General features: G+C 67.6%; 8 protein-coding genes and 1 CRISPR repeat array. Of the genes, 5 read left to right on the plus strand and 3 right to left on the minus strand.

The features are described from left to right. The first annotated feature begins 153 nt into the window (after window positions 1–153). Together CW348_RS14315 and CW348_RS14320 are read left to right on the plus strand one after the other, a co-directional pair. The gene (locus CW348_RS14315) at window positions 154–1,386 is read left to right on the plus strand and encodes a VWA domain-containing protein (RefSeq protein ID WP_011291895.1); all 1,233 of its coding nucleotides are present in this window, start codon (window positions 154–156) and stop codon (window positions 1,384–1,386) included. Between the two features lie 252 nt (window positions 1,387–1,638). Continuing rightward, complete coding sequence (locus CW348_RS14320; protein WP_041427982.1) at window positions 1,639–2,661, plus strand: acetylxylan esterase; 1,023 nt, start codon at window positions 1,639–1,641, stop codon at window positions 2,659–2,661. A gap of 387 nt (window positions 2,662–3,048) precedes the next feature. Continuing rightward, window positions 3,049–6,069: a CRISPR direct-repeat array (repeat unit 28 nt; unit sequence GGTCCATCCCCACGTGCGTGGGGCTCAC). A gap of 386 nt (window positions 6,070–6,455) precedes the next feature. Here CW348_RS14320 and CW348_RS14325 read toward each other — a convergent pair. Both CW348_RS14325 and CW348_RS14330 read right to left on the minus strand, forming a co-directional pair. Beyond that, on the minus strand, window positions 6,456–7,259 hold the full coding sequence (locus CW348_RS14325; protein ID WP_061783507.1) for an SDR family NAD(P)-dependent oxidoreductase: 804 nt from the start codon (window positions 7,257–7,259) through the stop codon (window positions 6,456–6,458). 71 nt (window positions 7,260–7,330) lie between these two features. Further along, window positions 7,331–7,972, minus strand: a complete 642-nt coding sequence (locus tag CW348_RS14330; protein ID WP_011291898.1) for a TetR/AcrR family transcriptional regulator — start codon at window positions 7,970–7,972, stop codon at window positions 7,331–7,333. A 103-nt stretch (window positions 7,973–8,075) separates the two neighbouring features. On the opposite strand from CW348_RS14330, the gene CW348_RS14335 reads away from it, so the two are divergent. Both CW348_RS14335 and CW348_RS14340 read left to right on the plus strand, forming a co-directional pair. Further along, a complete protein-coding gene (locus tag CW348_RS14335; RefSeq protein ID WP_011291899.1) occupies window positions 8,076–10,226 on the plus strand; it encodes an acyl-CoA dehydrogenase family protein in 2,151 nt (716 codons plus the stop codon). Continuing rightward, complete coding sequence (locus tag CW348_RS14340; protein ID WP_011291900.1) at window positions 10,227–11,363, plus strand: nitronate monooxygenase family protein; 1,137 nt, start codon at window positions 10,227–10,229, stop codon at window positions 11,361–11,363. It abuts the gene before it with no gap. Between the two features lie 59 nt (window positions 11,364–11,422). Here the strand turns inward: CW348_RS14340 and CW348_RS14345 are convergent, their stop codons facing one another. Next, window positions 11,423–11,884, minus strand: coding sequence for a nuclear transport factor 2 family protein (locus tag CW348_RS14345; protein ID WP_104613085.1), 462 nt, complete (start codon window positions 11,882–11,884; stop codon window positions 11,423–11,425). A gap of 155 nt (window positions 11,885–12,039) precedes the next feature. Between CW348_RS14345 and CW348_RS14350 the strand changes: the two genes are divergently transcribed. After that, entirely contained in the window at window positions 12,040–13,491 is a 1,452-nt protein-coding gene (locus tag CW348_RS14350; RefSeq protein WP_016188667.1) for an aldehyde dehydrogenase, read from the plus strand.

Here is a 13,491-nt window from a genome sequence, read left to right on the forward strand (position 1 = left end):
GGCTGTGTCAAATGTGTAAAAACGACAAACCCACCGCCACCTCGACGCCCCCCCCCCCGCCCCGCCCGCCGACCCCCAGCACGCCCCCCCCGCAGTGCCCACCGCCGCCCCCCCCCCCGCCCCCCCCACCCCCCCCTGACACCCGAAAGCCCCATGACCAACCGTTCTGAACCCACCCCACTCCTGCCCGAACGAGCCCGCCGCTGGCGGCTCGTCCTCGGCGAAGCCGCCGAAAACGCCTGCGCCGCAGCAACCGGAGCCACAACCCCCGCCACAGGCACCGTGCTCAACCGCGACGACGCCCGAATCGACGCGGCCCTCGCCGCCCTCTACAACTACTCCGACACCGGGGGACGCCTCCGCGGCCCAGGGAAACGCAGCGCAAGCCTCGACTCCTCCGCACCCACCGTGGCCCGCTGGCTCGGCGACATCCGCACCTATTTCCCCAGCAGCGTGGTCCGGGTCATCCAACACGACGCGCTCACCCGGCTCAACCTCACCACCCTGCTGCTCGAACCGGAAATGATGGACGCCGTCGAACCCGACGTCCACCTGGTGGGCACCCTGCTGGCCCTCAAAGACGTCATGCCGGAAAGCGCCCGCGAAACAGCGCGCACCGTCGTGCGTCGCGTCGTCAACGACCTGGAACGGAAACTCGCCCACCACACCCGTTCCACCGTGCAAGGCGCCTTGGACCGCTCCGCCCGCACCACCCGCCCCCGCCGAGTCTCCGACATCGACTGGGACCGCACCATCCGCCGCAATCTCCAGCACTACCTGCCGGAACACCGCACCATCGTCCCGCAGACCCTTGTCGGCTACGCTCGCCGCAGCCGCGGCGTGCAACGCGACGTCATCCTCGCCGTCGACCAGAGCGGCTCCATGGCCTCTTCCGTGGTGTACGCCAGCGTGTTCAGCGCAGTGCTGGCATCACTCCGAACCCTGCGCACCTCCCTCGTAGTGTTCGACACCGCTGTCGTTGACCTCACCGACCAGTTGAGCGACCCCGTCGACGTGCTGTTCGGCACCCAACTCGGCGGCGGCACCGACATCAACCGGGCCATCGCCTACTGCCAAGGGCTCATCACCCGCCCCGCCAATTCGATCTTCGTGCTCATCAGTGACCTGTACGAAGGGGGAATCCGCGAAGAAATGCTGCGCCGGGTCGCAGAAATGACCGCGGCCGGAGTCCAAGTCATCGTGCTGCTCGCCCTCTCCGACGACGGGGCACCCGCCTACCACCACGACAACGCCGCCGCCCTCGCCGCCCTCGGCGTGCCTGCCTTCGCCTGCACCCCCGACAAGTTCCCCGACCTCATGGCTGCGGCCATCCAAGGCCAGTCGCTCACCGCCTGGGTCGAACAGAACATCTACGACGCCTCCTAGCCCGTTCCCCGCAGAATGTTCGTCGAGTGTGGCCGTGGCATGCGGCCACACTCAGACCGCTGCGGGCGTCAAACCACGGTGGTGCACCCGGCCAGCCGACACAGTAGGGGAGCGGCCGGTGACGCAACTACGCCCTACGCCGGGAACCGGATAATGGTGCGCGTGCGCCGCGGGGCACCACCCAACCCCCACCCCACTCCGGGTGTTCCTGCTGGCGTTTCGGTGCGGCCCTCAACGGTTGAAAGGACCGGCATGTACGTCGACCTCCCCCTGGACCGACTCCGGGAGTACCGGGCAGAACGCGAGGCCCCCGCAGACTTCGCCGAGTTTTGGGAACAGTCGCTCGCTGAGGCCCGCACACATCCTCTCGGCCTGCAGGTCACTGCGGTAGACACGCCGATCCGCACCCTCGACACCTACGACGTCGTCTTCCACGGCTACGACGGGCACCCGATCCGGGCCTGGCTGAAAACCCCCAAGGACGCCACCGGTCCGCTGCCGGTCGTCGTTGAATTCCCCGGCTACGGCAACGGCCGCGGCGACGTCGTGGAATCCCTGGAATGGGCTAGTGCCGGGTTCGCACACCTGAGCATGGACGCCCGCGGCCAAGGCGCGGCAGGCAGCCGTGCCGGGGCCACCCCTGACCCGGTAGGCAGCGCCCCATCCCATCCCGGTTTCATGACCCGCGGCATCGAAGACCCCGCCACCTACTACTATCGGCGAGTCATCGTCGACGCAGTCCGGGCGGTAGAAGCCGCACGGGCCCTCGACATCGCAGATCCGGAACGGGTGGCGGTGGTCGGCGGATCCCAAGGCGGCGGGCTGGCGCTCGCTGCCGCCGGACTCGTCGACGGCCTCGCCGGGGTGGTCTCTTGTGTGCCGTTCCTTTGCCACATCGACCGCGCCATCACTATCACCGACGCCCACCCCTACGCGGAGATCACCAAATACCTCTCCATCCACCGCACTAAAGCACCCGCCGTCCTGCGGACCTTGTCCTATATCGACGGCGTCCACTTCGCGGCTCGTGCTACCGCTCCTGCACTGCTCACCGTCGGACTCATGGACCCGGTCTGTCCCCCGTCAACAGTGTTCGCCGCTTACAACGCCTACGCGGGGCCGAAAGACCTGCTCGTGTGGCCCTACAACGCCCATGAGGGAGGCGGGGTAGAGGACCTGCGCGCTTCGATGGCTTTCCTTGCTCCGTTGCTCGACGGCAGACCAGTAGCAGCCCACAACACCGTCACCATCCATGACCAAGCAGCCACGGGGTGAACGCGTCCAGGCCTGTCTGCTCCTGGCAGCGGGGGAGAAACCGCAGGAGCCGAAAGGTCCGAAAGCTGCCTGAGAGGTAGTCGCCTCTACGCCCTCCACGAAAAGTGGGTGTGACGCAGCTCAAGGATCGAGGCAGGAATACTGGGGTGAGCTGACAAGACCAGGAATCACTTCGCAAAGTCGGTCTGGGGCGCGAAGAAGCAAAGACCGCTCTTCTCGTAGCGCGGATTCCGGGAACGGCATTACCTACGGGAAGAGTGGACAGCGTTCCCGAACTATGCCGGCGATTCGTGTGTGCTCCGCTATGCACTGTCGTCTTAGTGCAGAGCGCCAATAGTTCCGGCTAGGGGACAGCGGCCCGGTCGTCTCTATGACACAGTTCACTGACGATCCATCCCCACGTGCGTGGGGCTCACCGAGTGTTCGCCCTGGTCAACTCGTCGGTCGACGGTCCATCCCCACGTGCGTGGGGCTCACTCGTTGTACACAACGCGCGCACACCCGAACGCCGGTCCATCCCCACGTGCGTGGGGCTCACCGCTCCACCCGAAGAAGAACCGAGTGGGCAGAAGGTCCATCCCCACGTGCGTGGGGCTCACCCCCGCGTAGCTAGCGCGAGTCAGGTTCGGGTCGGTCCATCCCCACGTGCGTGGGGCTCACTGCATGCTGGACATCCCCATCCCGGACAGCGTCGGTCCATCCCCACGTGCGTGGGGCTCACTTTGTGTGGTTTACGCGAGACGATGAACTCGTCGGTCCATCCCCACGTGCGTGGGGCTCACGCACACCCCTGATGCCACCCCTGACAGCGATCCGGTCCATCCCCACGTGCGTGGGGCTCACAGCGTCCCGTCTTCCGCGCCGTGCCGTCTGCGCGGTCCATCCCCACGTGCGTGGGGCTCACCACAACGCTCGCTTCTGTCCTCGCCGCCGCGGCGGTCCATCCCCACGTGCGTGGGGCTCACCGAACTAATCGAGTGTCTGCAGCTCACCCCATAGGTCCATCCCCACGTGCGTGGGGCTCACTGCCTCGTCTGGCAGAACCCCGCTGGGAACACCGGTCCATCCCCACGTGCGTGGGGCTCACAACGTGGTGGGGGGATGGCACACGGGGGATCCCGGTCCATCCCCACGTGCGTGGGGCTCACTAGGCAATACAGAATCAGGGTCAAAATCGTCACGGTCCATCCCCACGTGCGTGGGGCTCACGCGGTCAGGGACGTGGTCCAGGCCCAGACGTTCGGTCCATCCCCACGTGCGTGGGGCTCACCAGCTCGCCGCCCTGGAGGCGACGCGGTTCGTCGGTCCATCCCCACGTGCGTGGGGCTCACGGGGTGGTGTTGACGATACGCATGAGGAAGGCCCGGTCCATCCCCACGTGCGTGGGGCTCACAACCTAGGGGAGCAGACATACCCCATAGAACGCGGTCCATCCCCACGTGCGTGGGGCTCACCGCCACCGGGATGGGTTACTCAGCGTGGCGTTCGGTCCATCCCCACGTGCGTGGGGCTCACACCCCTAGGAGAGCACGGAGCGTGATGACATGCGGTCCATCCCCACGTGCGTGGGGCTCACGGGCCGCTCCACCGCTGTTCCGCGCTGCTGCTCGGTCCATCCCCACGTGCGTGGGGCTCACTCCGGTGCGCACGCCACCGGCGCGCCCGCGGCCGGTCCATCCCCACGTGCGTGGGGCTCACGAGCGCCACGACCCAGAAAACCAGGCCACCGACGGTCCATCCCCACGTGCGTGGGGCTCACTTTTACACCTACACCTACACCTACACCGGACCCGGTCCATCCCCACGTGCGTGGGGCTCACCGCCACCGGGATGGGTTACTCAGCGTGGCGTTCGGTCCATCCCCACGTGCGTGGGGCTCAGTGGAGGTCGATGGGGGAGAACGGTTCGGCCTCCGGTCCATCCCCACGTGCGTGGGGCTCACCTCCTGTTCGGTCAGGGGGAGCGGGCGACCGGAGGTCCATCCCCACGTGCGTGGGGCTCACCCCCCGGCCGTCCTGGAGCCGAGCGGCCCCGCCGGTCCATCCCCACGTGCGTGGGGCTCACGCACCGCGGCGCGGACATGGCGGACCATCTCGCGGTCCATCCCCACGTGCGTGGGGCTCACCTTGGCGTCTAGTTGTTGTGCCACATCCAGCCCGGTCCATCCCCACGTGCGTGGGGCTCACCTTGGCGTCTAGTTGTTGTGCCACATCCAGCCCGGTCCATCCCCACGTGCGTGGGGCTCACCCAGGAACGCAGGGACACCGCGCTGGTCGGCGCCGGTCCATCCCCACGTGCGTGGGGCTCACATCCACCACGATTGGAACCGCGCGCCCCGCGGCGGTCCATCCCCACGTGCGTGGGGCTCACAACGAAAGGCCCCGTGAATCTCGCCACGGGGCCGGTCCATCCCCACGTGCGTGGGGCTCACGTCGGCAGTTCATCGATGGGGAGCCGAGACAGCGGTCCATCCCCACGTGCGTGGGGCTCACGCAATAACGGAAAGACCGTCACCTGGAAGAACCGGTCCATCCCCACGTGCGTGGGGCTCACAAAAAGGGGGGAGCGCGGCCGTTACCGCGCTCCCGGTCCATCCCCACGTGCGTGGGGCTCACCTGACCCTATCGGCGTCCTCATGTCGCTTATGAGGTCCATCCCCACGTGCGTGGGGCTCACGCACTCCCACACGGCTACAAGGCGGTAGTGCACGGTCCATCCCCACGTGCGTGGGGCTCACCTCGACCCAGCAGGCCACACCTACCGCGCCCACGGTCCATCCCCACGTGCGTGGGGCTCACCCAGTACACCACGATGGTCATGACCTATGCCGCGGTCCATCCCCACGTGCGTGGGGCTCACACATGGTCGAGGCTGTGCCGGCCTCAACGACGCGGTCCATCCCCACGTGCGTGGGGCTCACGGACGTGTCCTCGATCGACGGCACGAAGTAGACGGTCCATCCCCACGTGCGTGGGGCTCACTGGTCTGTGGTGGACATGGTCGGGGCGGTAACCGGTCCATCCCCACGTGCGTGGGGCTCACGTGAAATCCTCAACCTCCTCCTCCACCGCTCCCGGTCCATCCCCACGTGCGTGGGGCTCACTCCACGCCCATGACTGGCTGGCGGGGATCAGCTGGTCCATCCCCACGTGCGTGGGGCTCACGGCGATCGAGCACGGCGTTTCCGCAGATCACGCGGTCCATCCCCACGTGCGTGGGGCTCACTCCCTATCTACACGTAGAGTTTCGCCAGTTGACGGTCCATCCCCACGTGCGTGGGGCTCACCCCCACCACCTGGGCGACGTCGCCGGGATCGTCGGTCCATCCCCACGTGCGTGGGGCTCACTAGTGGAGGAGGCGACCCTCGGCCTCCAGGCGCGGTCCATCCCCACGTGCGTGGGGCTCACAGAAGCTGACCTGCAATTTTGTGGAGCGTTATCTCCTCGTTATTAATCTTGCAGGCGGCTTCATCATACAGATCACTCTAGATCGTTTTCAGTGGATGCGCTCTCTCGCGACTGATTTGTCCTTTTTGTGTGTATTTAAGAATGGCTGTTGTCCGTTGGCTGGGGTGGGGATTCACGGGCTATCTTCAAGCCGTTGAATATCAGTGGCGGGAAGCGGGGGAGGAGCATCCCGCGCTTCCCTTAGTGCGTTGGTAGCGCGCGGCAACGACCGGCAGGGCCTGCCGCACCCGTTAGTCCGCTGCGCGCTGAATAGCGGATCGATACCGTCCTCAACAGCCGCCTTCGGATTGACGATGGGGAAGCAGTTGGGGCGGCTGCCACGAGGGTCAGTCGGTGGGAATGGTCCCTACCGCGCCGCGTCCGCCGTCAACGGGGTAGATGCCCCCGGTGATCCAGGCGGCTTCGTCGCTGGCGAGGAAGAGGGCGAGGGAGGCGATCTCCTCCACTGTGCCGAGACGGCCCAGGGGGTAGTTGCGTGCGGCGATAGCGTTGGCTTCCTCGACGCTGCTGGCGGTCAGGCCGCGCTTTTGACGGGACAGTTCCACCAGCGGGGTGTAGACCCCGCCCGGGCAGATCGCATTGACCCGGATGTTGTGGGGTGCGTAGGCGGCGGCCATTTGCCGGGTCATGGAGATCACGCCGCCTTTGGCTGCGGCGTAGGGGAAGATGCCGGGGATGCCGATGAGCCCGCCGACGCTGGCCTGGTTGATGATGACCCCGCTGCGGCGTTCGACCATGTGCGGCAGCGCGTATTTGGAGGTCAGCCAGACGCCTTTGAGGTTGATGGCGATGACCCGGTCCCATTCTTCTTCGGTGGTGGTGTGGGCGTCGCCGGAGCCGGGGATGCCCGCGTTGGCGAAGACGATGTCGATGCGGCCGAAGTGTTCCAGCGTGGTGGTAGTCATTCGTTCCGCGTCGGCAGCGGAGGACACGTCGGCGGTGAGTGCGAGGGCGGTGCCGCCTGCGGCGGCGATGTCGTCAGCGGCGCTGTGGGCAGCGTCAGCGTTGCGGTCGACGCAGACCACGGAGGCTCCTTCAGCTGCGAAACGCAGGGCGCTGGCGCGTCCGAATCCCGATCCGGCTCCGGTGATGAGTGCGATCTTGTCCGTCAAACGGCCTGAAATGGCCATGGGTGCCTCCTGAAAACGCCGACAACACACCAAAAACAGTTCATTTGATTATCAGCAAATCGGTGTGGTGTCTATAGCCGGGCGGATTCCTCAACGCCGCGTTCCGCGGTGTACTCCTGCAGGGAGGAGAGGAGGAAGTCGACGAGCTGTCGGGCATAGCGGCGCCGCGCGTCGGTTTGGGAGCGGATGTGTTCCGGGGCGGCGATCGAGTGGTTGACGATTGCGCCGTGGAGGGCGTCGAGCAGCACCCCTATGGGGGTGTGCGGGCTGAGTTCTCCGCGGGCAACGGCCCGTTTGACGATGGCTCGGGAGGCGCGGATCTGCGATTCGCGGACCCGGTTCCAGCGTTCGGTGATGTCCGGGATGATGTGCGATTCGACGGCCATGCGCCGGGCAGCTAGTCCGTGGGGGCCGCAGAACAGGTCGAGGAGGAGGTCGGCGAACTCTACGAGGTCGGCGCGGACGTCGCCGTTGTCGATTTCAGCGATGGGGGCGAATCTGCTGGCGACGGCTTCGGTGAGGAGGTCGGCTTTGCTGCTCCAGCGCAGGTAGAGGGAGGCTTTGCCGACTCCGGCGGTGCGTGCCACGGCTTCCATGCTGAAGCCGGACCAGCCGGAGAGGCCGAACACCTGCAGGGCGGCTTCGATGATGCGCCGGTCGACGTCCGGGTCGCGGGGACGGCCGCCGCGGTCTTTGGGTGCGGGCAGGTTCATGGGTTCCAGACTCGCATATCTCGGGTCGCAGGGGTTGACTTACTGAACAGGTGCCGTTCATTATCAGGGTTAATGTACGGCAACCGTTCAGTAAAGAGGGGACGTGGCTACCGGAATCCGCGCTGAGGCCGAGGACTTCGGCCACACTGTTGCTGCTGTTCTCGACGCCCGGTGGGGGAATGCCACCGCGGCTCCCCACGGCGACCTCGCCGGGGTGTGGCAGGCCGCCGTCGAGCACGGCTGGTTCGAACTCGCCTCTGAGCGGGCTCTGGACTTCCTCATCGCCGCGGTGCGCGCGCTTGGCGTCCGCGCCTGCCCGCTGCCGCTCGTTGACGGCTACGTGGCCGGGCTGCTGCTCGGCGCCGACGTTAGTCGGCGGATTGCTTCCGGGCAGGTGCGACCGGTCGTGGCGGTCACCGGCACGGTGGATACGGACACGGTCCACCACTGCGAGGCCGCGCCGTGGGCCACCCACGTTCTGCTGCTGCACCCCGCAACGGGCCGGGTGCGGCTCGCCCCGATCGCTCAGGTCGAGCCCACACCTGGGCTGGCCGTGCCGTCCTGGTCACGGGTGACGGTCGCCGCACCGGAAGCAGAGATGCGGGTTGAGCCTGCGGTGGTCGAGGACGCGCTTGCGGTGTGGACGCTGGGACTGGCGGTGCGCGCGCTTGCCGCGGCGGAGCGCAGCCACGAACTCGCGGTCGCCCACGCCACCACGCGGGAGCAGTTCGGCAGGGTCATCGGCGGTTTTGGGGCGGTGCAGCAGCGGACCGCTGCCTGCCACATCGACGTGGCCGCCTCGAACGCGCTGGTGGCTGACGCGGTCGGCCACGGCCTGGCGGGCAGCGGGGAGTGGACGCTGGCCGCGGCACTGGCGGTGCGCCACATCAGCGATGTGGTTACGTCGATCATGTTCGGAGCGCAGCACACCCTGGGCGCGGTCGGTTTTTTCGAGGAGCACGAGGCGGCTTGGCTGTTCCGTCGCGTGCACGCCGATGTGGTCCGGTTGCGCGCGGTGTCCCGGTACGCGCTGCGGGTCAGCCGTGCCCTGGTGGAGCGGGGCCGTTCCCTGCCGTCCTTCCACTTGGGGGAGGCTGCGGAGCGGTTCCGCGCCGAGGTGCGTGCGCTGCTTGCCGAGCACCGCACGGTGGACGAGCACGGCCGGGAGGAGTACGACCGGGAAGGTCTGCGCGCAGCCATGGCGGAACGCGGACTGTTCAGTCTCGGCTGGCCTGAGGAGCTGGGTGGTCGGCGGGCTGGGGTTGCCGAGCGGGCCGTGCTGAATGAGGAGATGAAGTATGCGTGCGGCCCGGTGGACCGGGCGATGAGCGCCACCATGCTGCTCGGACATTCGATCCTGCGGCACGGCACCCCGCAGCAGCAGGCCGAGTTCTTGCCGTTGATCCGGCGCGGTGAGCTGCGTTTCTGCTTGGGCTACAGCGAACCGGAGGCCGGGTCGGATCTGGCGTCGCTGCGGACGCGGGCAGTGCGAGACGGCGACCACTGGGTGATCAACGGTCAGAAGGTGTGGACGACCCGGGCGCACACGGCCAGCCACGTGTGGTTGGCGGTGCGGACCGACCCGGATGCGGTGCCGCGCCACGCGGGCATCACGATTTTCCTGGTGCCGATGGACACGCCGGGGATCACGGTCCAGCAGCACACCGCGCTGTCCGGCGAGGTGTCCTGCACGGTTTTCTACGACAACGTGCGGGTGCCGGACAGTATGCGCGTGGGCGAGGTCAACGGCGGGTGGCGGGTGATCACGGACGCGTTGGCCGCCGAGCGGGTCGTCATGGGCGGGGTTGCGGCCACGCTGCTCCGGCAGCTCGACGACCTGTTGGGTTATCTGCGTGCTGATCCGCAGCGGCTGCTCGGTGCTGAGGATTCGGCAGCCCGGGACCGGTTGGAAGGGTTGGCGGCCCGGCTGCAGGCGACCCGGGCCTTGGTGTTGGAAGCGACCCGGGCGATGGCGGAAGGCAAGGCGTCGGATCTGGCTGCCCCCATGGCGGGGGTGTTGGGCGGGGAGCTTGCCGAGGATTTCGGTCAAGGCGTGCTGGAGCTGCTGGGGCCGGAGGCTGCTTTGGGAGCAGAAGTGCCCGGGGTTCCCGGCCACGGAGTGTTCGAACGGGCTTTGCGCACGTCGCCGATGTTCGTGATCGGTGGCGGTACCAACGACATCCAGCGTGCGATCATCGCGCGCGGCCTGGGGCTGCCGCGGGAAGAGCGTGCGGTGCGGGCGAAGGGGCGGTAGATGCGGACGGCGTTGACGGAATTGTTCGGTATCGACGTGCCCCTCGTCGGGTTCAGTCGGTCTCCGGCGGTGGTCGCGGAAGTGTCGAAGGCCGGCGGGCTGGGGGTGCTGGCCGCCACCGCGTACGGGCCGGAGGAGTTGGACGTCCAGCTCACGTGGATTGAGGAGCAGGTGCGGGGGCGCCCTTACGGGGTGGATGTGCTGGTGCCCGCATCGACAGTGGGGGACCGGCGGGAACTGGTGGCGAGGCTGCGCGCGCAGATCCCTGCCGAGCACATCGAGTTCGTCCGCTCACTGCTGGAGAAGTACGGGGTGGAACCGGGGGATCTGGCCCGGGGACATGGTGCAGCTGACGACCAGGTGGTGGGGGTTGCGCCTGAGGGGGTGGAGGCCCTCGTGGATGTGGCGTTCTCCCACGATATTGCGCTGATCGCGAATGCGCTGGGCCCTGCACCGCCGTTCCTGGTGGAGCGGGGCAAGCGGGAAGGGGTGGTGGTGGCCGCGCTGGTGGGGAATGCGCGGCATGCTGCCCGCCAGTTGGATGCGGGGGTGGATCTCCTGGTCGCTCAGGGCACGGAGGCGGGGGGACACACCGGCACGGTGGCGACCATGGTGCTCACCCCGGAGATCGTGGAGTTGGCGGGAGCTACCCCGGTGCTGGCGGCGGGTGGGATCGCTTCCGGACGGCAAATGGCCGCTGCTCTTGCGCTGGGTGCGGCGGGTGTGTGGTGCGGGTCGGTGTGGCTCAACAGTGTGGAGGACATTACCCCCGACTACATCAAGCGGAAGTTCCAGGCTGCGGAAAGCACGGACACTGTGCGGTCGCGGACGCGGACCGGTAAGCCGGCGCGGCAGTTGCGGAGTGCCTGGCATGACGAGTGGGAGCGTCCGGATGCTCCGGAACCGTTGGGGATGCCGTTGCAGATGATGCTGGCCAAGGACGCGTGGCAGCGCATTGATGCGGCGGCGGAGCAGGGGGTGGCGGGCGCGCACGCGTTGGGGTCGTTTTTTGTTGGCCAGGTGGTGGGGTCGTTCGGGGAGTTGCGTCCTGCAGCGCAGATTGTCGCTGACATGGCGGCGGAGTGTGCCGAGTGCATCACTGGCCTGCAGCGGGTGATTCACGGGGGTGCGGCATGACCGTGGGCTGGGTGGAGCAGAGCCGCCTGGCGGGGTGGGTTCGGCCAGGCGGCGCGGGCTCAGGCGGGCCAGCCGGTGTGCAGGTCGGTGCCGACGTGCAGCTCGATGGTTTTCTCGGCGATCAGCGGGGTGCCGTCGACGATGCGGATGCGGTCGAGGTAGGTGCCCCAGCCGAGGACCGAACGGTTGGTGCCGCGACCGGTGAAGAGGAAGTAGGAGGCGATCTCGACCAGGCCTGGGGCCAGCCACGTGGTGTGGGGCGAGGTGATGAAGTGCCGTTTCTCCGAGGGGTCGCGTTCCAGGAGTCGGCGGTAGAAGTCGGCGATGCTGGTGCGGCCTACGGCGGTGCCGCGCCCGGTGCGGAGGATGCCGTCGTCGGTGAACAGGGCGGCGACCGCTTCGGGGGTGGGGTTGTCCAGGGTGGCTGCGTAGCGGTGCAGGTGGTTGCGGGCGATTTCCATCTCTTCGAGGCGGCGGAGGCGTTCTACCAGGGTGTGCAGGATGGGGTCTGCGGCGGTCACAGTCTCTCCTTTGGGTGCGCGGACGGGCGGTTTCCTGGGGCGGTTGGGCAGCGGAAGCCCTTGACCCACCCTCATTAATGTGATTAATATCATAATTATCATTACTATTGTTTGTGTGGGGGAGTCACCTTCGGGTGAGGAGAGGGGAGGAACAGGTGTCACTCACGGAGCGTCCCCAGCTCTTCATCGGCGGACGCTGGGTTGACAGCAAAGGCGGCCGGAAAGTCGACGTGCACAACCCGGCAACCGGGGCCTACGTCGGCAGCACGGTCCTGGCTTCGACTGCCGACATCGACGCTGCGGTCGCCTCAGCCCGCGCTAGTTTCAACTCCGGGGTATGGGCCAACACTCCGCCTGAGGAGCGTGCCGCTGTCCTGCACCGTGCCGCCGACCTGCTCGAGGAACGCGCCCCGGAGCTCGCCAAGCTCATCACCTCGGAACTGGGCTGCCCCATCTGGTTCAGTGAGCGCGCCCACGTCCCCAACCCCATCCGCCACCTGCGCTACTACGGCACCCTCGCCAAAGACTTCGCCTACGACGAGCGCCGCAGCGACGGCACCAACACCAGCCTCGTCACCCAGGTCCCCGTCGGGGTCGTTGCCGCCATCACTCCCTGGAACGGGCCGTTGAGCACCCCGTCCCTCAAAGTCGCCCCCGCGCTCGCCGCAGGCTGCTCGGTCATCCTCAAACCGCCGCCGGAAACCCCGCTCACCGCCTACAACCTCGCTGACGCGCTGAGCCAGGCCGGGCTGCCCGACGGGGTCCTCAACATCGTCCCCGCCGACCGGGAGGAAGGCGCCTACCTTGTCAGCCACCCCGACGTCGACAAGGTCGCCTTCACCGGAAGCTCCGCCGCGGGCAAGAAGATCATGGCCGCCTGCGCTGAACGGATCGCCCGCGTCACCCTGGAACTCGGCGGCAAATCCGCTGCGATCATCCTCGACGACGCGGACGTCGACACGGTCGTCCCCGCGCTCCTGCCGATGGCGTTCATGGTCAACGGCCAGGCCTGCATCGCCCAGACCCGGCTGCTGGTCCCCCGCTCCCGCAAAGACGAGTTCATTGACGCGTTCGCCCAAGCCGTGGCTGCGCAGCGGGTCGGCGACCCGATCGACCCGGCCACGCAGATCGGCCCCATGGTGAGCAGACGCCAGCAGGAGCGCGTCGAAGGCTACATCGCCACCGGACGCCAGGAAGGCGCCCGGGTCGTTGTCGGCGGCGAGCGGCCCTCCCTGCCTTCTGAGCTGGCGGGCGGCTGGTTCGTCGCCCCCACCCTGCTCGCCGAAGTGCACAACTCGATGCGCGTCGCCCAAGAGGAGATCTTCGGGCCCGTGCTCGCCGTCATCGAATACGACGGGGACGACGAGGCGGTCGCTATCGCCAACGACTCGGTCTACGGCCTGTCCGGATCGGTGTGGAGCAGCGACGAGGAACGCGCGCTGGCGATCGCCCGGCGGATGCGCACCGGCATGGTCAGCATCAACGGTCGGCCCCAGGCCGCCAACTCGCCTTTCGGCGGTTTCAAACAGTCCGGCATCGGCCGGGAGATGGGCCCCGAAGGTTTCCACGCCTACCTGGAAACCATGTCCATCGCTGTCGGCTCCTGA

Source organism: Thermobifida sp., assembly GCF_017577275.1.
GTDB lineage: Bacteria > Actinomycetota > Actinomycetes > Streptosporangiales > Streptosporangiaceae > Thermobifida > Thermobifida fusca.

Bases quoted from the DNA above. Each gene is read 5' to 3' on its own strand.
- CW348_RS14330 (WP_011291898.1), bottom strand. From the start codon at position 7,972: ATGAACCTGCCCGCACCCAAAGACCGCGGCGGCCGTCCCCGCGACCCG.
- CW348_RS14325 (WP_061783507.1), bottom strand. From the start codon at position 7,259: ATGGCCATTTCAGGCCGTTTGACGGACAAGATCGCACTCATCACCGGA.
- CW348_RS14320 (WP_041427982.1), top strand. From the start codon at position 1,639: ATGTACGTCGACCTCCCCCTGGACCGACTCCGGGAGTACCGGGCAGAA.
- CW348_RS14340 (WP_011291900.1), top strand. From the start codon at position 10,227: ATGCGGACGGCGTTGACGGAATTGTTCGGTATCGACGTGCCCCTCGTC.
- CW348_RS14315 (WP_011291895.1), top strand. From the start codon at position 154: ATGACCAACCGTTCTGAACCCACCCCACTCCTGCCCGAACGAGCCCGC.